The 22,517-nt window shown below is 65.5% G+C and carries 21 protein-coding genes; 2 read left to right on the forward strand and 19 right to left on the reverse strand.

The genetic code is table 11. The annotated features are described in order from the left end of the window. Positions 1 to 17 precede the first annotated feature (17 nt). The 16 genes from AC6JAM_RS18915 to AC6JAM_RS18990 all read right to left on the reverse strand — a co-directional run bounded on the left by AC6JAM_RS18915 (position 18) and on the right by AC6JAM_RS18990 (position 17,972). Positions 18 to 2,942 (reverse strand): DEAD/DEAH box helicase, encoded by a 2,925-nt coding sequence (locus AC6JAM_RS18915; RefSeq protein ID WP_478223361.1) that lies wholly within the window; start codon positions 2,940 to 2,942, stop codon positions 18 to 20. A gap of 20 nt (positions 2,943 to 2,962) precedes the next feature. Further along, positions 2,963 to 3,757 (reverse strand): twin-arginine translocase subunit TatC, encoded by a 795-nt coding sequence (tatC, locus tag AC6JAM_RS18920; protein ID WP_018771111.1) that lies wholly within the window; start codon positions 3,755 to 3,757, stop codon positions 2,963 to 2,965. Positions 3,758 to 3,805: 48 nt separating this feature from the next. After that, a complete protein-coding gene (gene tatA / locus AC6JAM_RS18925; protein WP_018771112.1) occupies positions 3,806 to 4,078 on the reverse strand; it encodes a Sec-independent protein translocase subunit TatA in 273 nt (90 codons plus the stop codon). A gap of 32 nt (positions 4,079 to 4,110) precedes the next feature. Then, on the reverse strand, positions 4,111 to 4,458 hold the full coding sequence (locus AC6JAM_RS18930) for a hypothetical protein (RefSeq protein ID WP_026266053.1): 348 nt from the start codon (positions 4,456 to 4,458) through the stop codon (positions 4,111 to 4,113). Positions 4,459 to 4,468: 10 nt separating this feature from the next. Beyond that, positions 4,469 to 6,454, reverse strand: coding sequence for a helix-turn-helix transcriptional regulator (locus tag AC6JAM_RS18935; RefSeq protein ID WP_056390357.1), 1,986 nt, complete (start codon positions 6,452 to 6,454; stop codon positions 4,469 to 4,471). Positions 6,455 to 6,557: 103 nt separating this feature from the next. Further along, positions 6,558 to 6,953, reverse strand: coding sequence for an FKBP-type peptidyl-prolyl cis-trans isomerase (locus tag AC6JAM_RS18940; RefSeq protein WP_018771115.1), 396 nt, complete (start codon positions 6,951 to 6,953; stop codon positions 6,558 to 6,560). A gap of 64 nt (positions 6,954 to 7,017) precedes the next feature. Next, entirely contained in the window at positions 7,018 to 7,986 is a 969-nt protein-coding gene (locus AC6JAM_RS18945) for an FKBP-type peptidyl-prolyl cis-trans isomerase (protein WP_018771116.1), read from the reverse strand. 115 nt (positions 7,987 to 8,101) lie between these two features. Then, positions 8,102 to 9,466: a Pup--protein ligase gene (pafA, locus tag AC6JAM_RS18950; RefSeq protein ID WP_497935548.1), complete on the reverse strand. Its 1,365-nt coding sequence runs from the start codon at positions 9,464 to 9,466 to the stop codon at positions 8,102 to 8,104. Between the two features lie 9 nt (positions 9,467 to 9,475). Next, positions 9,476 to 10,186 (reverse strand): proteasome subunit alpha, encoded by a 711-nt coding sequence (prcA, locus tag AC6JAM_RS18955; protein ID WP_018771118.1) that lies wholly within the window; start codon positions 10,184 to 10,186, stop codon positions 9,476 to 9,478. A 1-nt stretch (position 10,187) separates the two neighbouring features. Next, the gene (gene prcB, locus AC6JAM_RS18960; RefSeq protein WP_018771119.1) at positions 10,188 to 11,009 is read right to left on the reverse strand and encodes a proteasome subunit beta; all 822 of its coding nucleotides are present in this window, start codon (positions 11,007 to 11,009) and stop codon (positions 10,188 to 10,190) included. Positions 11,010 to 11,089: 80 nt separating this feature from the next. Further along, on the reverse strand, positions 11,090 to 11,293 hold the full coding sequence (locus AC6JAM_RS18965) for a ubiquitin-like protein Pup (RefSeq protein ID WP_018761343.1): 204 nt from the start codon (positions 11,291 to 11,293) through the stop codon (positions 11,090 to 11,092). 84 nt (positions 11,294 to 11,377) lie between these two features. Further along, positions 11,378 to 13,051, reverse strand: coding sequence for a depupylase/deamidase Dop (dop, locus tag AC6JAM_RS18970; RefSeq protein WP_018771120.1), 1,674 nt, complete (start codon positions 13,049 to 13,051; stop codon positions 11,378 to 11,380). Further along, on the reverse strand, positions 13,048 to 14,799 hold the full coding sequence (gene arc / locus AC6JAM_RS18975) for a proteasome ATPase (RefSeq protein ID WP_018771121.1): 1,752 nt from the start codon (positions 14,797 to 14,799) through the stop codon (positions 13,048 to 13,050). Before arc ends, dop begins: the two co-directional genes overlap by 4 nt. An 82-nt stretch (positions 14,800 to 14,881) precedes the next feature. Further along, on the reverse strand, positions 14,882 to 15,946 hold the full coding sequence (locus AC6JAM_RS18980; RefSeq protein WP_018771122.1) for a tRNA (adenine-N1)-methyltransferase: 1,065 nt from the start codon (positions 15,944 to 15,946) through the stop codon (positions 14,882 to 14,884). Positions 15,947 to 16,042: 96 nt separating this feature from the next. After that, positions 16,043 to 17,248, reverse strand: a complete 1,206-nt coding sequence (locus AC6JAM_RS18985; protein WP_018771123.1) for a site-2 protease family protein — start codon at positions 17,246 to 17,248, stop codon at positions 16,043 to 16,045. Next, on the reverse strand, positions 17,241 to 17,972 hold the full coding sequence (locus tag AC6JAM_RS18990; protein WP_026266054.1) for an HAD family hydrolase: 732 nt from the start codon (positions 17,970 to 17,972) through the stop codon (positions 17,241 to 17,243). Before AC6JAM_RS18990 ends, AC6JAM_RS18985 begins: the two co-directional genes overlap by 8 nt. A gap of 151 nt (positions 17,973 to 18,123) precedes the next feature. Here AC6JAM_RS18990 and AC6JAM_RS18995 point away from each other — a divergent pair, with 151 nt between their 5' ends. Next, a complete protein-coding gene (locus AC6JAM_RS18995) occupies positions 18,124 to 19,029 on the forward strand; it encodes a PAC2 family protein (RefSeq protein ID WP_018771125.1) in 906 nt (301 codons plus the stop codon). 76 nt (positions 19,030 to 19,105) lie between these two features. Here AC6JAM_RS18995 and mshC read toward each other — a convergent pair whose 3' ends face one another. Together mshC and AC6JAM_RS19005 are read right to left on the reverse strand one after the other, a co-directional pair. Then, on the reverse strand, positions 19,106 to 20,383 hold the full coding sequence (gene mshC / locus AC6JAM_RS19000) for a cysteine--1-D-myo-inosityl 2-amino-2-deoxy-alpha-D-glucopyranoside ligase (protein WP_056390347.1): 1,278 nt from the start codon (positions 20,381 to 20,383) through the stop codon (positions 19,106 to 19,108). A 15-nt stretch (positions 20,384 to 20,398) separates the two neighbouring features. After that, positions 20,399 to 21,232 (reverse strand): undecaprenyl-diphosphate phosphatase, encoded by an 834-nt coding sequence (locus AC6JAM_RS19005; RefSeq protein ID WP_018771127.1) that lies wholly within the window; start codon positions 21,230 to 21,232, stop codon positions 20,399 to 20,401. A gap of 51 nt (positions 21,233 to 21,283) precedes the next feature. Between AC6JAM_RS19005 and AC6JAM_RS19010 the strand changes: the two genes are divergently transcribed. Beyond that, positions 21,284 to 22,219: an aldo/keto reductase gene (locus AC6JAM_RS19010; protein ID WP_497935550.1), complete on the forward strand. Its 936-nt coding sequence runs from the start codon at positions 21,284 to 21,286 to the stop codon at positions 22,217 to 22,219. Positions 22,220 to 22,237: 18 nt separating this feature from the next. On the opposite strand, the gene AC6JAM_RS19015 is transcribed toward AC6JAM_RS19010, so the two are convergent. Beyond that, positions 22,238 to 22,504, reverse strand: a complete 267-nt coding sequence (locus AC6JAM_RS19015) for a hypothetical protein (RefSeq protein ID WP_018771129.1) — start codon at positions 22,502 to 22,504, stop codon at positions 22,238 to 22,240. Positions 22,505 to 22,517 lie beyond the last annotated feature (13 nt).

Consider the following 22,517-nt stretch of genomic DNA (forward strand, 5'->3'; position numbering starts at 1 on the left):
GCCGGGTGTCATCGGGGCTAAAGGACGGAAGAATATGCCACGACGCCGCGGCGGATGAGGTTGATCGCTTCGGCGCAGAGCCGTGCCAGCCGCGGGTCCAGTCCGGGGATCTTGGCAAGCTGGTCCAGAAGGTCCACCACCTGCTTCACCCAGCGGACAAAGTCGCCCGCGGCAAGATCGGTGCCGCTGAGGACATCCTGCAGATGGCGGCCGCGGGCCCACTTATACAGCGGCCAGACAAGTCCTAGTTCAGGCTCACCGGTCAGGGGGAGCTTGTGTTCCTCTTCCACATCCTCAAGGACGGACCATTCCTTCACCACTGTGTCGACGGCGGTCTCCAAGGAGACGCTGGGCATGCGCGGCCTCAGGCCCCGGTCCTCGCGTTTGGCCTGGTAGACCAGTACGCTGGCCAGCGCGGCAACTTCGGCGGCGTCGAGGTCATTGAATGCGCCCAGCCGCAGGGACTGCGAGATCAACAGGTCCTTCTCGCCGTATATCCTGCGCAGCCGCTGGCCGTCCGCGCTGATATTCAGCCGGCCGTCTCCCGCGTCTTCCAGGTAACCGTAGACGGACAGGACGTCGCAGACCCGGTCGAAGGTCTTGGCAATGGTGTTGGTGCGGCCCTGGATCTGGCGGACCAGGCCGTCCGTTTCGCGCCTTAGCTTCCACCAGCGCTCCGACCACCGGGCATGGTCTTCGCGTTCGCTGCACCCATGGCACGGGTGTGCCTTCAGGGCCCGGCGAAGATCCGCAATGCGCCTTTCCTGGTTGGGCAAGGCAGCGGCCCGGCCGAAGTCATGGTTGCGGTTCTGGCCCGGGGCGGGCGGACGGTTCTCTCGAAGCGCGTTCCGGACAGAGGACGCCAGGTCCCTGCGGGACTTGGGCACCTTCGCGTTGAAGGACTTGGGGATGCGGACCCGGGTAACCGGCGCGATGGGACCCTCGAGGTCGTCAGCGCCGATCCTGCGCAGTTGGTTGTCCAGCGTCAGCACGGCCGGCCGCGGCTCGCGGCTGGCGTGGTCCGAACTAAGGACGACGGCGGGCCCGGGGGCACGGCCACCGGGAACGTTTACCACGTCCCCAGGCAGGAGCCGCGCCAGTGAATCGTCGCAAAGGGACTTCCGGACGCGTGACTTGGTCCGGGACGTGGCGTTCTCGGCGTCGGAAAGTTCCCTGCGCAGCCGCGCATACTCGGTGAAGTCACCCAGGTGGCAGGTCATGGATTTTGCGTAGCCGGCCAGGGATTCCTCGCGGCTGCGCACCTGGCGGGCCAGGCCCACCACGGAGCGGTCCGCCTGGAACTGGGCGAAGGAGGACTCGAGGATCTCGCGGGCCCTGGCCCGGCCAAACTGCGCCAGCAGGTTGATGCTCATGTTGTAGGTGGGCCGGAAACTGGAATTCAGCGGGTAGGTGCGCCGCGATGCCAGTCCCGCGACCGCCGTCGGGTCTGTACCGGGCTGCCACAGCACCACGGCGTGGCCCTCAACATCGATGCCTCGCCGGCCCGCACGGCCGGTGAGCTGGGTGTACTCCCCTGCGGTGATGTCCACATGCGCTTCGCCGTTGAACTTGTCCAGCTTTTCCAGCACCACGGACCGGGCAGGCATGTTGACGCCCAGCGCAAGGGTTTCCGTGGCGAAGACAGCTTTGACCAGGCCATCGGCAAAGAGTTTCTCGACCACCTCCTTGAAGGTCGGCAGCATTCCGGCATGGTGGGCCGCGAACCCCCGGAGCAATCCGTCGCGCCAGGTCCAAAAGCCCAGGACGTCAAGGTCGTCGGCCGGGATGTCCTGCCCCGCCTCGTCAACACGCTGGGCGATGATCCGCTGCTCTGTTTCGGTGGTGAGCCAGAGGCCGGACGAGACACACTGGGCCACGGCAGCCTCACAGCCTGCGCGGGAAAAGATGAAGGTGATGGCAGGCAGCAGGTCCATCCGGTCCAGGCTGGCGATGACCTGGGGGCGGCTGGCGGGGCGCACTCCCGTGTTCTCGCCGCCACGGGCGGGGCGGTCGTTTCCGCGCCGGCCGCGCTGGCCCCTTCCGCCGGGGCCGGGCCTGCTGCGGAAGCTCTGCCGCATCTCGCTCTGGGCCACTGCCAGCAGGTCCGGGTTGACGTCGAAACCACGTCCCTTGCCGGCATCGTGGGACGTGCCGGACAAGGCCGGCCGCAGGTCGTCTTCCTCCACGGGCGGAGCGATCTCGTCGAAGGTGGTTTCTCCGGCAAACAGGTCCATGATCCGGCGGCCCACCATGACGTGCTGCCACAGCGGCACCGGGCGGTGCTCGGAGACGATGATGTCTGTGTCGCCGCGGACGGTGTCCAGCCAGGCCCCGAATTCCTCGGCATTTGAAACCGTTGCACTCAGTGAGGCGACCTGGACCTCGCTGGGCAGGTGGATGATGACTTCCTCCCAGACAGCCCCGCGGAACCGGTCGGCGAGGTAGTGCACCTCATCCATGACCACGTAGCCGAGGTCGCCCAGAGTGGCCGAATCAGCGTAGAGCATGTTCCGCAGGACCTCGGTGGTCATGACCACCACCTGGGCATCCCCGTTGATGCTGGTGTCGCCGGTCAGGAGGCCCACATTGTCCGCACCATATTTAGCGGTGAGTTCACTGAACTTCTGGTTGCTGAGCGCCTTGATGGGTGTGGTGTAAAAGGCTTTCAGTCCCCGCTGCAGCGCGAGGTAGATGGCGAACTCCCCCACGATGGTCTTCCCGGCACCGGTAGGGGCAGCCACCAGGACTCCCTTGCCTTGCTGCAGGGAAAGACAGGCCTGCCGTTGAAAGTCGTCAAGCTCGAAGTCCAGGGTCCGGATAAACGCCCCGAGGTAGGTGGCGGCCTCGGCCCGGCGTTCGGCGCTGGCACGGTACCTCTCGGCCGGCGACATTTCTTCAGGATCGATGGGCCCGGCGGAGAAGGGTCCGGTGGTGGAGGACATACCCCAAGCCTAACGGCAGGCTAGAGCTTCTTCAGTTCACTGCTGGGGGTTGCGACGTCCGCTGTGGCCTCGGTTTCCTCGACCTGCCGGGCCTGGCGGCGGTCGCGGCGCTTGTCGTTCATGATGCAGATGCCGATTGCCGCGAAGAACAGCGCCAGCAGCGGTCCGGCAAGCATGAACATCGAAATCGCATCCGCGCCCGGCGCGGCAATGGCGGCCAGGACGAAGACCAGGAAGACTGTAATGCGCCAGGCCTTGAGGATGGTGTGGCCGGATACGAGCCCGGCCATGTTGACGCCCACCAGCACTACGGGCACCAGGAAGGCCAGGCCCAGCATGAGCACCATCCGGGTGACGAACTCGATGTAGGTCCGGGCATCGATGACGCTGGAGGAGCCTGCCGGGGTGAACTGGGTCAGCGCGTGGACCACCTGCGGCACCACGAGCCACCCCACCCAGATTCCGGCCAGGAAGAGCGGGATGGCAGCAGCCATGTAGCCCAGGGTGTAGCGCCGTTCCTTCGACGTCAGCCCCGGGGTGATGAAGGCCCAGAGCTGGTAGATCCAGATGGGGCTGGAGATGACGGCGCCAATGAGGAGCGACATCTGGAGCTTGAAGTCGAACGGTGATGCGATGGTCCCGAAGTTGATGGCGGCAAGGCCGCCGGTCTCATCGGAAATGCGGTTAACCGGTTCGGCCAAGGCCTTCAGCAGCGGATCGTAAAGTATCCAGCCCCCAATGCCGCCAATGACGACGCCGATGGCCGACTTGATCAGCCGGTTCTTCAGCTCCTTGAGGTGCTCCCAAAGTGACATCCGCCCCTCGGGATTGGCTTTACGGGCCCGCGACAGTGCCACGGGAGGTCAGGCGCGGGTCGACGGCGGAACGTCAGTGCCGTCTGTCGGCTCACCGGGCTTCGCCTTGGGGTGGTTCACGATGGTGCCTTCCACCGGACCGTTTGCGTCGGTGGTGTCGGCCTTGCCGTCGTTCTTCATTTCCTTCACCTCGGACTTGATGATCCGCATGGACTGTCCCAGGCTGCGGGCCATGGCCGGAAGCTTGGGTGCGGCGAAGAGAAGCAAAGCTACAACGATGATGATTACGATCGGCCAGGGGCCGTCAAAGAGTCTTCCCACGGGAAATCCTTTCCTCTAAGTACATCCTACTTCTATGTGAAGTCGAGATCTCCGAGCGCCTGCGGCTGGCCCCGGTCCTTTTTACGCTGCACTCGCCGACGGCGGCGTTCCTCGCGCCGGGCCCATTTGGATGCCTCGTAATCATGTCGCATGACGGCGGGCGAGGCAAAAACGGCAGAACCCGGCAGGGGCCCGGACGGATCCGCGGGTTCACCCGCCACCTCGACCGGGCTCAGGTGTCCCAGCTTTTCGCCCGCTGCAGCGAGGTCCTTCACCGTGGCCATGAACTGTCGGAAGAGACGGATGCCCAGCAGGACATAGAACAGCAGGGCAACGGCGACAAGCGCCACCCATATGAGAATCCAGGACCACCAAGGCATGGTGAGAAGTCTATCGGTCGTATCCGGCCAGCGAGGCCGCAAGCCAGTCCCGCGCGGCGGAAGCCAGCTCCGCAGGGGCCAGAATCCGGGCTGAACCGCCATGCTGGGCCACGAACATCGGCAGCCACGCCGTGTTGCCGAACCGGATCTCTGCCACCAGGCCGCCGTCGGGCAACTCCGCGGTACGCTCCGCGTAGTAGTCCTCCGCCAGCCCCCTCCCCTGCCGGGTGAGCTGGACGGTGACGGTGGTGTCGTCGTCGTTCGCGGTGAAAAGCTTGGCCGGGACCCCGCCCTCCGGTATCCCGTGCGGGGCGGCAGGCGCTCCGTTGGGGTGAACGTCCTGTACACGGTCCAGGCGGAAGTTCCGCAGCCCGTCCACCAGGTGGCACCAGGCTTCGAAGTACCAGGTGTTGTCCAGGGAATACAGCCGCAGCGGGTCAACGTCGCGCTCGGTGACGGCGTCACGCTGGGGTGAAAGGTAGGTCAGGTGGAGCTGGGAGCGGGTCTCGATGGCCTGGCGGACCGTGGCATGGGTTGCGGCGTCGGCAGGTGCAACCTCCGGCCCGGCAATGGAGGCAGCTTGCAGCCCTTCCTCGCCTGCGGCCGCCAGGAGCTTCAAGGTAACCGACTCCAGCGCGCCGCCGCCGGGAAGGTCCGGCAGGCCGTTGAGCGTTTCAAGACCTGTCAGCAAAGCGCATGCCTCCGCCACGGTAAACCGGACAGGTTTCTTCAGGTCAAGGTCCTGGGTAATGAAGACGTGGTCGTCTTCCCATTGGATATCGAGCAGGTCGTCCGGATAACCCTCCGGCAGCCCGGAGCAGATGAGGATCCGGAGGTCTGCCTCGAGCTCTTCACGGGTGACGCCGAAGTGCTTTGCGACGTCCTGGATGTGCAGCCCCTGGTTGTGGACCAGGAAGGGGACCAACTGCAGCATGCGCTTGAGCTGGTCCTCAGACGTTCCCTTCCGGGCGGTCCGGGCACGGGCATCGGCGAACGTGTAGTCGGGGACAGGTGCGTCGCTGAACGCGGCCGCTGCCTGGAGCCTGCGCCTCACGGCGGCAGCAAGTTCAGCCGGTTCCACTGCCAGGGCATCGGGTCCGTAGGAGGCCAGCTCTTCGGCAAGCACCTCCGGGTCCCGGTACTCGATGAAGAGCCTGTCGCAGCCCGCACCTGGCCGGCCTGTGGCCTGGTCCTGGGTGGCTTGAACAGCACGACGGCGGAGGGCCAGCAGGTGCCCCTCCTTGACGTCCACGACGGCGGTGCGCAGCGGCAGTTCCGGCAACAGGTCCAGCTCTGCGCGGATACTGAAGTCCACCGGCGGCGTGTACTGCTCCTTCGCCAATGTGGTCACGGCACTGGTGAAGCGCGACAGGCGGAAATGCCGGGGCGCCTCGCGTGTCCGGTCGTAGCCCATGAGGTACCACTGGCCGAAGCGGCTGCCCAGGCCCCAGGGCTCGACGGTGCGTTCCTCCTCTTTGCCGGTGGTGCCGGCGAGATACGTGAAAGTGACCGGATGCCGGGCGTGCATGGCGGCCACGATGTCATCAAAGGCCTGGCCGGCGGGTTTGATCCGGGGCTGGACCCCGGCCGGCAGTTCCACGTCCGCCATCCTGCCGGCGGCCTGGAGTTTGCGGAGCGCGCTTTGGGCGGCGGTGCCCAGTGCCGCGCGCTCCCATAATTGGGAGGCCAGCAGCAGGACGGTCCACTCGTCGGGCCCCAGCTGGACGTCCGGGAGCCGGTTGGACTCCTTGCCGATCCGGTACCTGGTGGTGGCGGGGTCGTCCTCGCTCCAGCCCATGTCCGTCAGTGTCTCCACGTCGAAGCCCATTGCCCGCAGGTCATTCTTGTCCCGCTCGAACATCCGTCCGAACGCAACGTCATTGCCGGAGGTGTCGTGGTAGACCTTTTCGCGCAGTTCGCTGCGGTGCAGCCCGTAGCGGGTGTTGAGCAGCGCAATCAGCAGGTTGAGGAGTCGTTCGGTGCGGGATAGGGACACGCTCGTTACGTTACTAAACTCCCCCGATGAAAGCAGAAAGCGCGGCAGTACCGGAGGAACTTCCTCCAGTACTGCCGCGCTCCCGGCTGTGTTGGCGCCTGGGTCAGCGCACGGCCACGAGGTCCACGACGAAGATCAGTGCCTCGTTGGGAGCAATCGCGCCACCGGCACCGCGCGAGCCATAGGCCAGCTCGGAGGGGATCTCCAGGCGGCGGCGGCCACCGACCTTCATGCCCAGCAGGCCCTGGTCCCAGCCCTGGATGACCTGGCCGACGCCGACGCGGAAGTCCAGGGGTGCACCGCGGCCCCAGGAGGCGTCGAATTCCTCGCCTGTGGACCAGGCAACGCCGACGTAGTGGGTGGAGACGGTGTCCCCTGCCTTGGCTTCCCGGCCGTCACCCTCGATCAGGTCTGTGATGACGAGTTCCGTGGGGACGTCGCCCTCCGGAAAATCGATTTCGGGCTTCTGGCGGTCAAATTCCCGCTGTCCAAAAGACATGCTTGCTCCTATGCGTAAATGCTGATGGGGTGCCGCGAGGGACGCGGCGTCCATGTAAGTCTTGCTACTTGACCCCGAGGATGTCCACTACGAAGACCAGGTCGCCCTTTGCCTGCCCCTGGCCGGCGTCGCCGTAGGCCAGGTCCTTGGGGATGACCAGCAGGACGCGGGACCCAACGGTCTTGCCGGCGAGGCCCTGGGTCCAGCCCTTGATGACCCCGGTCAGCGGGAAGGTGGCCGGCTGGCCGCGGTCGAAGCTGGAATCGAACTTGGTGCCGTCTGCCAGGTTGACGCCGACGTAATTCACGGTCAGCGTGTCGGACTCCTTGACGGTGGCGCCGGAGCCCTTGATCAGGTCCTGGGACACGAGGGATGTGGGGGCAGCCGCACCGGCAACGTTGATTTCGGGGACGCCGTCTTTTTCAGTAACGGTAGGCAGCCCGGCCGGCGGCGTCACGGTTTCGCCCTGGGGCTTGTCCAGGACCGGGGTGGGATCGGATGCGGAGAGCACCTTGATGATCAGCAGCTGGGTGGGCCCGGCTTCCGGACTCGGGCTGGGGCTGGCGCCGTCGGAAGGGCTGGGGCTGGCCGATGCCGCGCTCTGCTGGCCGGGAACGGCCAGTGCAAGGCTGGATCCAACCTTGGCGCCCACGAAAGCGTTGTAGATGACTGCGCTGCTGGTCTTGAGCTCGTCATTCAGCTCCAGGCTTTCCGGCTCGTTGGGGAACGTATCCTCGAGCTGGGAGCCGTCCGTGCCGTTCAGGGCGAGGATGGAAATCTTGGCAACCTGGTTGGCCTTTACGGCGTCGCCCTTGCCCTCGGAAACCACTTTGATGGTTGGCTGGGTCACGGCCAGTGGCTTGTCAAAGTCCACGCCAGGGGCCTTCTTGTCCCCGTTGTCGGTCAGCTTGAGGGAGTCGAACTTTGCAGTCTCCCCGGCGGACTGGCTGCTGGGCTCTGGCTGGGAGGCGGTGCCTCCGCAGGCGGTCAGGAGCAGCAGGCCGGGAAGGAGGATTGCTAGTAGTCGGCGCACGTAGGAAAACTTTCGTCGGGGCAGGGTGGATACGACACTCCGCATGGCGGCGGAGCATGCCGTGAAGAGGTCCCGTTAAAAGGACCTTATCCAGAATAGACCCTGAAGCTGGACGTCAGCCCATAGAGTCCAGAAGCGCATCGACGCGCTCATCGACGCTGCGGAACGGATCCTTGCACAAGATCGTCTGGTGGGCGCGGTCGTTCAGTTTCAGGTGCACCCAGTCCACCGTGTAGTCGCGTCCCAACTCCTGCGCGCGGCGGACAAAGTCGCCGCGCAGCTTGGCCCTGGTGGTTTGCGGCGGCGCGTCCACCGCCCCCTTGATGACAGTGTCGTCCACGATGCGGCGGACCGCTCCACGGGATTGCAGCAGGTAGTAAAGTCCCCGGCTGCGGGAAATGTCGTGGTACGTCAGATCAAGCTGGGCAATGCGGGGCGCGTCCAGGCCAAGGCCGTGGCGTTCGCGGTAGTTATCCATCAGCTTCTTCTTGATGGCCCAGTCGATTTCGGTGTCAATGCCCTTGGTGTCACCGGATTCAATGGCATGCAGCGTCCGCTCCCACAGATCCAGGATCAGCGGTACATGCGGGTTGTGGGCGCCGTGTTCATTGACGAAGGCCGTCACCTTGGTGAGGTATTCCTGCTGGATTTCAAGGGCGGCGAGCTGGCGTCCATTGGCCAGGCGGACCAATGCCCGGCCACTGAGGTCGTGGGAGATCTCGCGGATGCTGCGGATGGGGTTTTCCATCCGCATGTCGCGCATGATCACGCCCGCTTCGATCATCCGAAGGACCAGGTCAACGGTTCCGACTTTCATCAGGGCGGTCGCCTCTGACATGTTCGAGTCGCCCACAATGACGTGCAGCCGCCGATAAAACTCCGCGTCCGCGTGCGGCTCGTCACGGGTGTTGATGATGGGCCGCGACCGTGTGGTGGCTGAGGACACTCCCTCCCAGATGTGGTCGGCCCGCTGGGAGAACGCATAGGTGGCGCCATGCGGCGTCTTCAGGATCTTTCCGGCGCCGGCGATGAGCTGGCGGGTGACCAGGAACGGGATCAGGATTTCGGCCAGGCGGGAGAATTCCCCACGGCGGGGAATGAGGTAGTTCTCGTGGCTGCCGTACGAGTTGCCCGCGGAGTCGGTGTTGTTCTTGAAAAGGTATACGGTGCCGTTGAAGCCCTCGGCCGCCAGCCGGGCCTGGGCCTCATCAACCAGGTCATCCAGGATGAGCTCACCCGCACGGTCATGGGCGATCAGCTGGGCGAGGTCGTCGCATTCGGCGGTGGCGTATTCCGGGTGGGATCCTACGTCGAGGTACAGCCGCGAACCGTTGGTGAGGAACACGTTGGACGAGCGCCCCCAGCTGACCACCTTTCGGAAGAGGTACCGGGCCACCTCTTCCGGGGCCAGCGGCCTCGAGTCGGGGCTCGAGTAAGAGATCCCGAACTCGGTTTCGATGCCGAAGATTCTCTTGTCCATGTCGTCCTCCTAGGCCAGCAGTGCTGTGATGTCCGCGTCGTTCAGCCTGCGGAAAGCACGCCGGGAGCCGCGGGAGCTTTCGGAAAGCCTGTCCAGAACTGCCACCTCGAGGGCGCCGGGCGGCAGAGGTGCTGCCGGCTGGTCACCCTCCTGGGCAGGCGTGAGACCCTTCAAAGCCAGCCGGACAGCGTCGGCGAAGCCCAGGGACGCCTGCCATCCTGCCTCGATGGTTGACGACACCTTGTCTGCCTGGCCGCCCATGACCACAAAGCTGTGCTCATCGGCGATGGAACCGTCGAAGGTCAGCCGGTACAGGTGGTCTTCGGCCTGCGTGGAGCCCACTTCGGCTACTGCCAGTTCCACTTCAAACGGCTTTTGCTCTGCGGTGAAGACGGCACCCAGGCTTTGGGCGTATACGCTCGCCAGGCCGCGGGCGGTGACGTCCTCGCGGTCATACGAGTACCCGCGGACGTCGGCATAGCGGACGCCGGCCTGGCGCAGGCTTTCGAATTCGTTGTACTTGCCCACGGCGGCGAACGCGATCTTGTCGTAGATTTCGCCGATCTTGTGCAGGGACGGCGATGGGTTCTCGGCGACGAGTGCGATGCCGTCGGCGCAGCTGATGACAACGACCGACCGGCCGCGGGCGATGCCCTTCCGCGCGAAATCCGCGCGGTCCTTCATCAGCTGTTCGGGCGAGACATAAAACTGCTGGGTCATCTCAGGCCTCCCGTCCGGCGATGGTGCGCGCTTCGATCACGCTGCGCGAAGCAGCCGCGAGTTCGGCCTCGGGCACCCGGCGGGCTCCCGTCCTGTCCACTGTATAAACCACGGGCCACAACTGCCGGACGGTATCCGGGCCGCCCGTGGCGGAATCGTCGTCGGCGGCGTCGTACAGGGACTCCACGGCGACGGACAGCGCCTCAGCCGGGGTGAGGTTGGGCCGCCAGAGTTTCTTCAGGGCTCCGCGGGCGAAGACGGAACCGGAACCCACGGTATGGTGTTCGTGTTCCTCGTACCTGCCCCCGGTGACGTCATAGGAAAACAGCCGTCCGACACCGGCGCTGGTGTCGAACCCTGCAAACAGGGGCACCACGGCAAGGCCCTGCAGGGCCATGGGAAGGTTGCCCCGGATCATGGCCCCCAACCGGTTCGCCTTGCCTTCGAGGCTGAGCTGGGTTCCTTCAATCTTTTCGTAGTGCTCAAGTTCAACCTGGAAGAGCCGCGTCAGGTCGATCGCTATTCCGGCTGTGCCGGCTATGCCAAGGACAGAGAAGTGGTCTGCCGGGAAGACCTTCTCGATGTGCCTGCTGGCAATGATGTTTCCCATGGTGGCGCGCCGGTCGCCCGCCATCAGGACACCGCCGCCGTAACTCATGGCCACGATCGTGGTGGCGTGCGGAACCTGCAACGGCGCAGCCCCGGACACGCCGCCCTGGAGGGACCGGCTAAAGGGCAGTAGCTCGGGCCGGTCCCGTTGCAGGTGCTCCGTAAAGGACGAGGTGGCGTTGGCGGCTACCTGGTTGGCGGTTGATTCCTGCACTCATCACTCCTTGAACGTGGTACTTCAACGTCGGTACAGATTCCGGCCGTCCGCGGCTTCCGCCACCTTCCGGGTCCGGGTTACTGGCCGCCCTTTTGCACGAATGCCCGGACGAACTCTTCGGCGTTGGATTCCAGGACGCCGTCGATTTCGTCGAGCAGGTCGTCCACGCCTTCGGTCGACGCCGAAGCCTGCGCCTCGGGCGGTGCCGGGGGTGCCTCGGGGATGTCGTCTTCGACCTGGCTGTCGCGTGACTGCGGCTGCTGCTGCTCCTGGCCTGCCATTGGATTCCCTCCTTTTTCCTCCGGTGGATCCGGCGGATCCTCCGATATGCCCATCCTGCCACGGGACGGGCGTTCCGGCGCGGTTTACGCCGCAGGCGGAGTACTGTTGTGTCCCAGCAGTTCGCCGAGGAACGGTCCCGCTTCCCGGTAGCGCTCAAACAACGCTCCGGTCAGGGCTTTGGTTCCCCTCAGTGGTTCCCTGGTAGGCACCCGCTGAAGCCGTCCGTAACCGGGCACGTCGAAGATGACCGAGTCCCAGCTTGCCCCCACCACATCCTTGCCGAAGCTGCTGATGCACTTTCCGCGGAAGAAGGCCCGGGTGTCGGCGGGGGGCTCGGCCACGGCAGCGGAGATGGCAGCATCGTCCACCACGCGCTGCATCCGGTTCCTGGACAACAGGCGGTAGTAGAGGCCTTTCTCCGGCCTGATATCGGACCACTGGAGATCCACCAGGCCAAGCCGGGCATCGCTCCACTCCAGTCCATCACGCTGGCGATACCCATCAAGCAGGGTAAGTTTCGCCAGCCACTCCACGGAACTGGCAGCCGCGGCCCTGTCACTGTCCAGTTGGGTGAGAACGGCAGCCCACCGTTCCAGGACCTCGTGTGTGTGCCCGTCACCGTCCACGGCGTCACCGACGCCGGTGTCCTGGGCGAGTTTGGCTGCGGCTTCGTGGTACATCCACTGAAGGTCCAGCGCCGTGACCCGCCGTCCGTCCAACAGGCGCAGCTTTGCTGTCAGCGAGGTATCGTGACTCACCGTTTTGAGCGCTGCCACCGGCTCGTAGACTTCGATTTTGGGGGCGAGCCCTGCCTCAATGAGGCTCAGGACCATGGCCGTGGTGCCGAACTTCAGGTAGTTGGACACCTGGCTGAGATTGGCGTCACCGATGATGACGTGCAGGCGCCGGTACTTGTCGGCGGTGGAATGGGGCTCGTCGCGGGTGTTGATGATGGGCCGGCGGATGGTGGTTTCCAGGCCGACCTCGGCTTCGAAGAAGTCGGCCCGCTGGCTGACCTGGAAGCCCGGGGTTGAACTGTCCTGTCCTATCCCGAGCCGCCCGGCCCCGCAGACCACCTGCCGGCTGATGAAGAATGGCGTGAGCCCGCGGACAATGTCGCCAAAAGGGACCGAACGGGGCATGAGGTAGTTCTCGTGCGAACCGTAGGACACGGACTTGTTGTCCGTGTTGTTCTTGTAAAGGTTGACCGGCGGGAGCGCCGGGTCCGCCGCCAGCCGGCGCACGGCCGCCAGCCCCACAAGGTCGCCGGCAGCGTCCCAGGCCACAGCGTCCCGTGGGTTGGTGACCTCGGGGCTTGAATACTCCGGATGGGCGTGGTCAACGTACAGCCGGGCCCCATTGCCCAGGACCATGTTCATGAGCAGCGTCCCCGACTCGTCCTGGCCGTCCAGTTCGAGTTCCTCGCGCCCGTAGGCCAGGGCCACCGCCTCCGCGTCAAGCACTGGTGGCTGGTCGGTCAGCTGGGTGGGGTGTGCAGCTCCCCGGTCCACGGTCCAACCCCGGGCATCGTGCAGCGGCTCTTCGTCGGTATAGTCCCAGCGGGTCTCGGCCCCGCCGGCCGCCCGCTGCCTGGTGACCTGGGCATAGGCCTGCACCACCCGCGCGCTCATCATGGTGGCGTTGGCCGAGGGTGCGGAGGGGGCGTGGATGCCGTATTCGGTTTCCGCCCCCATGACCCGCATGGCCCCGCCGACGGGGAGCGCTTCCCCGGCAGCGGGTCCCTTCGCACCCGTCATAGATACTGTCCCGTGGTCGGCATCGTCTCGATGGACTTGCCCGGTTCCTGGCCGGCCTTGCCCTGGACGATGGTGCGGATGTAGGTGATCCGTTCGCCCTTTTTGCCGGAGATGCGTGCCCAGTCGTCGGGGTTGGTGGTGTTGGGCATGTCCTCGTGTTCGCGGAACTCGTCCACCACAGCGCGCAGCAGGTGCTCGATCCGGAGGCCCTTCTGGTGCGTGGTCAGCAGGTCCTTGATGGCGTACTTCTTGGCCCGGTCCACCACGTTCTGCACCACGGCGCCCGAGTTGAAATCCTTGAAGTAGAGCATCTCGGTGTCACCGTTGGCATAGGTGACCTCCAGGAACTCGTTGGACTTATCGGTGGAGTACATGGCTTCGACCGTGCGCTGGACCATGGCGTCAACCGTGGCCTGGACGTCGCCGTTGTGCTCTGCGAGGTCCGATTCGTGGAACGGCAGGTCCGGCGTGATGTATTTGTTGAAGATGTCCGCGGCGGCTTCGGCATCGGGACGCTGGATCTTGACTTTGACGTCCAGCCGGCCGGGCCGGAGGATGGCGGGGTCGATCATGTCCTCACGGTTGGATGCGCCGATGACGATGACGTTGTCGAGGCGTTCCACGCCGTCGATCTCACTGAGGAGCTGGGGCACGATGGTGGTTTCGACGTCGGACGAGATTCCGGTGCCGCGGGTGCGGAACAAGGAATCCATTTCGTCGAAGAAGACCACTACGGGGCTGCCGTCCGATGCCTTTTCCCGGGCGCGGGAGAAGATCAGCCGGATGTGCCGCTCCGTTTCGCCCACGTACTTGTCGAGGAGTTCAGGGCCCTTGATGTTCAGGAAGTAGCTCTTCAGGTCCACGTTCCCGGACCGCTCGGCGGCGCGGGCAGCGAGGGAGTTGGCGACAGCCTTGGCGATGAGGGTCTTGCCGCAGCCCGGAGGCCCGTACAGCAGGATGCCCTTGGGCGCCTTCAGGCCGTGCTCCCGGTAGAGGTCGGGGTGCAGGAACGGCAGTTCCACCGCGTCCCTGATCTGCTCGATCTGGGGGCCAAGGCCGCCGATGTCCTCGTAGGTGATGTCCGGAACTTCTTCCAGGACCAGGTTCTCCACCTCGGAGCGCGGCACCTTCTCGAGTGCGTAGCCGGTCCGCGAATCCACGGAGAGGGCGTCGCCCACCCTGAGCTTCTCGGCCTGCAGCGCGCCGGAGAGCCGGACCACGCGTTCTTCATCGGCCCGGCCCACCACCAGGGCCCGGTCCCGTCCCAGCATCTCCTTCAGAGTGGCCAGCTCGCCGGCGCGCTCATAGCCGAGCCCTGCAACGATCAGGAGGGCTTCGTTGAGCAGCACCTCCTGGCCTACCGCCAGCTGGTTGATGTTTACCAGGGGGCTGATGCCCACCCGCATCTTCCGGCCGGCGTTGAAGATGTCCACCGATTCCTCCGTGGCAGCCTGTCCGCTGTTGCCGGGGGAAGGCTGCCGCTTTGGGTTGATCTGGAGGATGGTGCCGAAGCTGTACGGCGGCTGTCCTTCCTGGTCAAGGGCGTTTTTCAGCCGGAGAATCTCCGCCTTGGCCGTCTCAAGCATGCTGACCAGCTTGGTGTTGTTCTGCGTTGCCGCTGCCAACTGGCGGTCGATGTGCCTGAGCTTGTCCCGAAGTATGTTGACCTGGCGGTCAGCAACCGAGAGGTCGTTGGCGGCAGACTGCTCTGCCGGTGTACGTCCGGAGTCCTGGTTTGGTGTCTCCATGATGTATCAGCCCCTTCCTGCGCTTCTCTTAAGACATTAGTCCCAAGATGCCGGGTAGGGATGGAGACTCCCGAAATGTGGACTAGTTCGTAACCTCGGGCGTGTCCACCACATTCGTTCCGGCGATGGCGTCCCGGGCTGCCCGCCGCAGCTTCTTGTCTGACACCGCCCGCTCCCCTACAGCACCGGGAGTCCAGGCATTGACATCCTCTTCGTTGAATTCGGTCTTGGACGGCCGCCGCTTGACCGAGATGCCCGTCACACCGTCGGCGAGCCGGCGGGTGACCAGCAGGAACCCGGTGTGGGCCACCATCCGGTGGTCCGGCCGGACCGCGAGACCCTCAAGGTGCCAGCCGCGGACCAGCGATTCCCAGGCGTCAGGTTCAGTGAAGCGGCCGTCGGCGCGGATCGCCTCGGCCGTACGGGAGAGCTGGGTGACCGTGGCTACGTAGTTGATCCAGACGCCGCCGGGCGCAAGCACGGTGGCGACGGCGTCGAGGCATTCCCAGGGCGCCAGCATGTCCAGGACCACGCGGTCCACGGAGCCGGGCTCTTCAGCCTTGACCACTTCCTCCTGGAAGTCGCCGAGCGAGATCTGCCATGCAGGATGCGGGCCGCCGAAGATGGTCTCCACGTTTCCCCGGGCGATGTCCGCAAACTCTTCACGCCGCTCGAAGGAGTGCAGGTAGCCGTTGTCCCCCACGGCGCGGAGCAGGGAGATGGACAAGGCACCGGAGCCGACGCCGGCCTCCACCACGCGGGCCCCGGGGAAGATATCCGCCATGGTCACGATCTGGCCGGCGTCCTTGGGATAGACCACGGCGGCGCCGCGCGGCATGGACAGCACGAAGTCGGACAGCAGCGGGCGCAGGGTCTGGTACTGCTGGCCGACGTTGTTCACCACAACGGAGCCGTCCACCTTGCCGATGATCTCATCGTGGTTCAGGAAGCCCCGGTGCGTATGGAAGGCGCCACCGCGTTCAAGCGTGATGGTATTCATGCGGCCACGTTCGTCGGTGAGCTGGACACGCTCGCCTTCCCTGAAGGGGCCGCGGCGACGGGCGGCTCCCACCGGCTGCGAGCCGCTGGCGGCAGCACCGGCTTGCGCTGCTCCGGTGGCGTCGTTGACGGCAGTTTCGCTGCTCATGATGTTCCTCGCTCCTGTAAACCTTTTGTGCCGCGGCCAAAGTGCCCACGGATATTGTGGCCCCTGGCGGCGGCAATGCACGACCGGCAGGTAACTCTACCGGTTCTGGCCCTGCGGGTGCCTATCGGTGCGCTGGCGCCTCCCTGTGATGGCCGCGAGGACAACGTCCTGGGTGAGCAGCCCGGTGACTTTGCCATTGTGGTCCACCACTGCGTAGTGCCGTCCCTCAACCTGCGAAAGAAACTGGATCAGCTCCTGCCCCTTGGACCACTCGGGAACATAGGCTCCCGCAGCCAAGGGAAACGAAATGGCGGTGACTGGCGTCGAATCGGCTGCGGCGTCGGGCACCGAGGCCAATGCGCCGGGGTCCACCACACCCTGCGGCCGGCCGTCCGGTCCGCACACCACCACGGACTTCGTTCCTTCTGCCGCCAGGCGGAGGGCGTCACGGACAGTGCCCGAGGCAGGCACCCCAACGGCCGGCGTCGACAATCCCGCTGCGCTGACCAGCGGCAGCCGTGCCCGCAGCGTGCCCTGCTGGATGGAAGCCGAGGCACCCATCCACAGGAAGCCGCCCACCAGGATGGTGATCATCAGGAGGCTGAAGTCCGGCTGGTCGCCGGCGAGGTAGGGGCGAAGGAGGAACCAGTAAGCGATCGCCAGGACGATGATGCGCCCACCCCAGCCGGCTGCCACGGTTCCTTTCGCCTGGCTCCCGGTGGCCTTCCACACGATGGATTCGACAATGCGCCCACCGTCCAGCGGCAAGCCCGGCAGGACATTGAAGACGGCGATGAGGAAGTTGGCCCACATGAAGATGTTCGTCAGGATCTCGGCGACACTTCCCAGGCTGTTGGTGCCCAGGACCAGCCAGGCTCCGCCGGCGAGGACAAAATTGGCCGCCGGTCCGGCCAACGCCACCAGGACGGACCGGCCGGGGGAAGACGTGAAGCTCTCGAACTGGGTGTGCCCGCCCCAGAGGTTGAGGACGATCTTCTGGGTGGGCCATCCGTAGATTTTCGCCGTGAGGGCGTGCGCGAGTTCATGGACCAGCACCGAGAGCAGGAGCAGGACGGCGTAGGCGAAGGCCACGAGATAGGCGCTCATGCCCAGCATGGGGTTGTTCCGCGCCAACACGGGCCCGTACGCGATGACGGTGAAGGCCGCGATCACAAACCAGGAGTAAGCAAGCACGACAGGAACGCCGGCAATGCGTCCCAGCGGGATGCCGTCACGGCGTCGTCCCGTGGTGCCCGGCGGGGTGCCCGGTTCGGTGTCCCGCTGAGTGCCTGGATCAGCCACGGGAGTCACCAGCGGCGGTGGCGGCCGGCACCGTTGCCTGCGCCCCGGGGAGCAGGGCTTCAAGCTCCACCAGGCCGCGGCCGGCCAGGGAGTCCCAGAGTGCGTAGCTGCCGTCGTCGGGCAGTGGAACGATGTGCGGGACAGCCACCGTGGCGACGCCGGAGGCTACGGCCGCGGCCACGCCCGGTACGGAATCCTCGAGGGCAACGCAGTGGTGGATTCCGAGATCAGGATCGCTTTCCTGGAGCAGTTCGACGGCGGTCAGGTAGGCCTCGGGGTGCGGTTTGCCCTGGGTCACGGTGTCACCCGTGACCAGGACTTCAAAGTAGGGGCGGGGAAGGCTGGCCACCACTTGGCGGGCCAGCGGCCCCTCGGACATGGTGACCAGGGCGCAGCGCACGCCTGCCAGGTGCAGTTCTTCGAGGAGTTCCCGGGCGCCTGGGCGCCATGGCACCTGCTGCTGGACGCTGCTGATGACCTGGGCGGTCAGGGCGTCGATGATCTCGCGGATTTCCAGCTCGACGCCTGCCTGCTGGAGCAGGCCGGCGGAGAACGTCAGTGACTGGCCCACCAGTTGCATGGCCTGGTCGTGGCTCCAGGTGCCGCCATGGGCCTCCACCAGGGCACGCTCCGCGGCAATCCAGTATGGCTCGGTGTCCACGATGGTTCCGTCCATGTCCCATAGGACAGCTTTGAGCGGGGAACCGGTGGCAGGAAATCGCATGACGCCAGTCTACGGGGCGTGGCTGGGCGGAGGCTGTGGGCTACGCCCTTGGCGAATATGACGCAGGCGGGGTGCCCTTTGCGCCGGTTAGCGGCGATTTGCGGCGCTTCATTCCATGCACGAGTGCGCACCTTGGACGTAGGGTGAAGAAATGAATAGCTTCGAGGGAGACACCGCCGAACAAGGTGCCGGACCCGAGCGGGAACGGTTCCTGCAGCCGGTGGCTGACGGACAGCGCGTAACCGTAATGCTTGCCGCCTTTGAAGGGTGGAACGACGCCGGAGAGGCGGCCAGCGATTCGCTGCGGTACCTGAACAAGTTGTGGGGTGGCAAGAAAGTCGCATCCATTGATGCGGACGAGTACTACGACTTCCAGTTCACGCGCCCCACGGTCCGCAGGAACTCTGCCGGTGAACGCAAGATCAAATGGCCTTCCACCAGGATCTACAAAGCCTCGGCGCCCAACTCCAACGTGGACGTCATCTTTGTGCAGGGAACCGAGCCGTCCTATAAATGGCGCGCTTACACCGCGGAGTTGCTGGTCCATGCAGAGGCTTTGAAAGTGGACTACGTGGTGCTGGTGGGTGCACTGCTGGCGGATGTTCCGCACAGCCGCCCCATTCCGGTCAGCACGTCGTCCGATGACGCCCAGCTCCGGGAACGCATGAACCTGGAAGCCTCGCAGTACGAAGGCCCGGTGGGGATCGTGGGGGTCCTGTCCGAGGTGGCACTGCTGGCCGGGCTCCCCACCGTATCGTTGTGGGCCGCGGTGCCGCACTACGTGGCACAGGCCCCCTCCCCCAAAGCCCAGCTTGCCCTGCTGCACCGCATCGAGGAACTGCTGCAGGTGCCGCTGGACACCCACGAGCTGGCGGAGGAGGCGGACGCATGGGAGCGCGGCGTCGACGAGCTGGCCACCGAGGACCCGGAAATTGCTGCCTACGTCCGGCAGCTGGAGGAAGCCAAGGACACCGCCGACCTTCCTGAGGCCAGCGGCGAGTCCATTGCCCGCGAATTTGAGCGGTACCTGAAGCGGCGGGGCCAGGACCGGCCCTGACATTAAAAGGGACAGGGGCCGGGCCGGGAGGAATCCCGGCCCGGCCCCTGTCTGTTTGCTGACGTGGAGCCGAAGCCTAGAGCCGGATGCCAAGAAGGGCGTCCACCGCGTCCCTGACCAGGCTGCTGTCGGCGGGGCTGGCGGCAGCACCGCCGTCGTTCGCTGAACGTGCCCAGCGCGAGACTGCGGCGACTGCGGCGGGCGCGTTGAGGTCCGCTGCCAGCGCCGCCCGCATGTCGGCCAGCAGTTCGCGGCCCGAACCTTCCGGGGCGTGGTCGAGGGCCTTCCGCCACGCTGCAAGGTCTGCCTTGGCAGCGGTGAAGCCTTCATTCGTCCAGGACCAGTCGGAACGGTAGTGGTGGGCCAGGATGGCAAGGCGGATTGCTGCCGGGTCTTCACCGGCGGCGCGAAGCCTGGAGACCAGCACCAGGTTGCCCTTGGACTTGCTCATCTTCTCCCCGTCGAGCCCCACCATGCCGGCGTGTGCGTAGTGCCGGGCAAGCGGTACCCCGGCCAACGAGTATGCATGGCCGGCACCCATCTCATGGTGCGGGAAGATGAGGTCCGAACCGCCTCCCTGCACCGTGAAGGGCGAGGGCAGGTATTTTTGGGCGATCACTGTACATTCGATGTGCCAGCCGGGCCTGCCCGCGCCCAGGCTTCCACCGGGCCAGCTTGGCTCGCCGGGCCGTTCCACCCGCCACAGCAGCGGATCAAGGGCCTGCCGCTTCCCGGCGCGGCCCGGGTCTCCGCCGCGTTCGGCAAAAAGCTCCAGCATGGTGCTTTCGCCAAGGTGGGAGATGCATCCCAGGGACCAGGCATCAGGTGCCGTTGACTGCTTGCCGGCCGCTTCGACGTCGTAATAGACATCCCCGTCGGGTTCCCCGTTGCTGCCGGGAACCTGGTAGGCCAGCCCCAGGCTGACCAGCCGCTCCACCTCGGGGACGATGAGGCCAATCGACTCCACGGCGCCAACGTAATGGTCCGGCGCCAGGACATTCAGCGCCTCCATGTCCGTCTGGAAAAGTTCAACCTGCTCCGCCGCGAGGTCCTGCCAGTCGACTCCGGTGGCAGTGGCGCGTTCCAGCAGGGGATCATCCACGTCCGTGACGTTCTGCACATAGGAGACCTCGCTGCCGGCGTCCCGCCACGCGCGGTTCAGCAGGTCAAAGGCCACATAACTGGCGGCGTGGCCCATGTGGGTTGCGTCGTAGGGAGTGATGCCGCAGACGTACATGGACGGCCGTGCTTCCGGTTCCAGCGCCACTTCGCGGCCTGCCGCGGTATCGAACAGCCGGATGACGGGCATGTTTCCGGGCAGGGCAGGAACGGGGCGGGAAGTCCAGGATTTCACAAGCCAAGCCTAGTCCTAGGCGCTGATGACGCCGAAACCGAGCAGGAGGTACAGGGCCAGCCCCAGGAAGATCCGGTACCAGACAAAGAGCCGGTAGCTGCGCGTGGATACGAACTTCAGGAACCAGCCGATGATGACATAGCCCACCACCAGGGCGATCACGGTGGCAAGGGCAGTTTCCGGCAGGCCGAACGGGCCGGAGATGCCTTCCTTGGTCACCACCTTGTAGAGCTGGTACAACCCGCTGCCGAAGACCGCGGGGATGGCGAGCAGGAAGGAGTACCGTGCGGCGGCTTCGCGCGTGTAGCCCATCAGCAGGCCCGCGGTAATGGTGCCTCCGGAGCGGGAGACGCCGGGAATCAGTGCCAGGGCCTGGGCCAGCCCATAGAGGATGCCGTGCTTGTAGGTCAGGTGCGCCAGGTCCCGTTTCTGGGCCCCCACGGCGTCGGCCACGGCGAGGAAGAGCCCGAAGACGATCAGCATGGTGGCCACGATCCACATGCTGCGCAGTACCGATTCGATCTGGTCCTGGAAGAGCAGGCCCAGCACGATGATGGGCAGGCTGCCCAGGATCACCAGCCAGCCCATGCGGACGTCGGGATCCTGCCGCGGCACCTTGCCGGTGAGGGAGCCGGCCCAGGCTTTGACGATCCGGACGATGTCGCGCCAGAAGAAGATCAGCACGGCGGTCTCCGTGCCGAGCTGGGTGATGGCCGTAAAGGCCGCCCCCGGGTCCTCCGCGTTGGGAAGGAACTCCCCCACGATCCGCAGGTGTGCGCTCGATGAAATAGGTAGAAATTCGGTCAGTCCCTGCACAAGGCCCAGCAGGGCCGCTTCAAACCAGTTCACGCTAAGACCCTACGGCATGGCGGTGGTGCATCTGCCCGTAAGCTTGCTGCTATGCAGCAGCGTTACGTCGGCAACAGTGGATTGCGAGTTTCCGCCCTCTCCCTGGGCACCCGGTCCTGGGGTGGGGAAACTGACGAACAGGACGCGTCCGAGTTGCTGCGTACCTTCCTTGATGCGGGCGGCCGGCACGTGGACACATCGGCGTCGTATGCGGGCGGGGGCTCGGAGGCCATCCTTGGCTCACTCCTGGGTGATGTGGTGTCCCGCACCGAAATTTCCATCTCCACCAAGGCAGGGATGACGACGCCGGACGGGCGGCGCGCGGTGGACACGTCACGCAATGCGATGCTCACCGGACTTGATGCGAGCCTGGCCAGGTTGGGCACGGAATATGTGGACCTCTGGTTTGCTGAGGCCTGGGACGGCAACGTTCCCCTCGATGAAACGCTGGCTGCGCTGGAATTTGCGGTACGCACCGGCCGGGCGCGGTACGCCGGAATTTCGAACTTCAGGGGCTGGCAGGCTGCGAAGGCCGCAGCCACCAGCAGTGTGCCCCTGGTTGCCGTCCAGGCGGAATATTCATTCCTTCAGCGGACGGCGGAGGCGGAACTGATCCCTGCCGCGGAGGATGCCGGGCTTGGGCTGATGGCGTGGGCTCCGCTGGGCCGCGGCGTCCTCACCGGGAAGTATCGCGGCGGCATCCCCGCCGGGTCACGCGGGGCGTCGGCCAGCGAATCGGCCTACGTGGAGCCTTACCTGGAGGAGAAGCCGTCGCGCATCGTGGATGCGGTATGCATGGCGGCCAACGGCCTGGGCCGGACTCCCCAGGACGTCTCACTGTCATGGCTGCTGTCACAGCAGGGAGTTGCCACCGCCATTGTCGGCGCCCGCACGCCGGTGCAGTTGAAGGAACTCCTGGACGTCCAGCCCGCACCGCTGCCACCGCAGATTGCGCGGGCTTTGGAGGATGTCTCCGGCGCCTTCTGAGTTCCTGCCCCGGCGCGGCTATTCCTCGACGATTTCCAGGTCCTCGTCCTCGTCCACGTCGGCTTCCTCGTCCTCTTCGTCCTCGTCGTCAAAGACCTGCAACGGGGTGACCTCGTTGTAGGCCTCGTACAGCGCGTCCTCGTAAACTTCGAAGGCATCGGCCACTGCGAAAAAAGCTGCCTCAACGGAGGGGTCACCGTCCCCGCGGCGGTTCGATGCTGCTATAAGGTGTTCTTCCAAAGCGGTGGTCAGGGACGAAAGCGCGACACGCGGATCGATGCTCATGACTTCACGTTAG

Source organism: Arthrobacter sp. GmRoot5-12 (assembly GCF_059739365.1).

Bases quoted from the DNA above. Each gene is read 5' to 3' on its own strand.
- AC6JAM_RS18990 (WP_026266054.1), bottom strand. From the start codon at position 17,972: ATGCGATTTCCTGCCACCGGTTCCCCGCTCAAAGCTGTCCTATGGGAC.
- prcA (WP_018771118.1), bottom strand. From the start codon at position 10,186: ATGACCCAGCAGTTTTATGTCTCGCCCGAACAGCTGATGAAGGACCGC.
- pafA (WP_497935548.1), bottom strand. From the start codon at position 9,466: ATGGACAAGAGAATCTTCGGCATCGAAACCGAGTTCGGGATCTCTTAC.
- AC6JAM_RS18915 (WP_478223361.1), bottom strand. From the start codon at position 2,942: ATGTCCTCCACCACCGGACCCTTCTCCGCCGGGCCCATCGATCCTGAA.
- AC6JAM_RS18940 (WP_018771115.1), bottom strand. From the start codon at position 6,953: ATGTCTTTTGGACAGCGGGAATTTGACCGCCAGAAGCCCGAAATCGAT.
- dop (WP_018771120.1), bottom strand. From the start codon at position 13,051: ATGACGGGTGCGAAGGGACCCGCTGCCGGGGAAGCGCTCCCCGTCGGC.
- AC6JAM_RS19015 (WP_018771129.1), bottom strand. From the start codon at position 22,504: ATGAGCATCGATCCGCGTGTCGCGCTTTCGTCCCTGACCACCGCTTTG.
- tatC (WP_018771111.1), bottom strand. From the start codon at position 3,757: ATGTCACTTTGGGAGCACCTCAAGGAGCTGAAGAACCGGCTGATCAAG.
- AC6JAM_RS19010 (WP_497935550.1), top strand. From the start codon at position 21,284: ATGCAGCAGCGTTACGTCGGCAACAGTGGATTGCGAGTTTCCGCCCTC.
- AC6JAM_RS18980 (WP_018771122.1), bottom strand. From the start codon at position 15,946: ATGAGCAGCGAAACTGCCGTCAACGACGCCACCGGAGCAGCGCAAGCC.
- arc (WP_018771121.1), bottom strand. From the start codon at position 14,799: ATGGAGACACCAAACCAGGACTCCGGACGTACACCGGCAGAGCAGTCT.
- AC6JAM_RS18930 (WP_026266053.1), bottom strand. From the start codon at position 4,458: ATGCCTTGGTGGTCCTGGATTCTCATATGGGTGGCGCTTGTCGCCGTT.
- AC6JAM_RS18965 (WP_018761343.1), bottom strand. From the start codon at position 11,293: ATGGCAGGCCAGGAGCAGCAGCAGCCGCAGTCACGCGACAGCCAGGTC.
- AC6JAM_RS18995 (WP_018771125.1), top strand. From the start codon at position 18,124: ATGAATAGCTTCGAGGGAGACACCGCCGAACAAGGTGCCGGACCCGAG.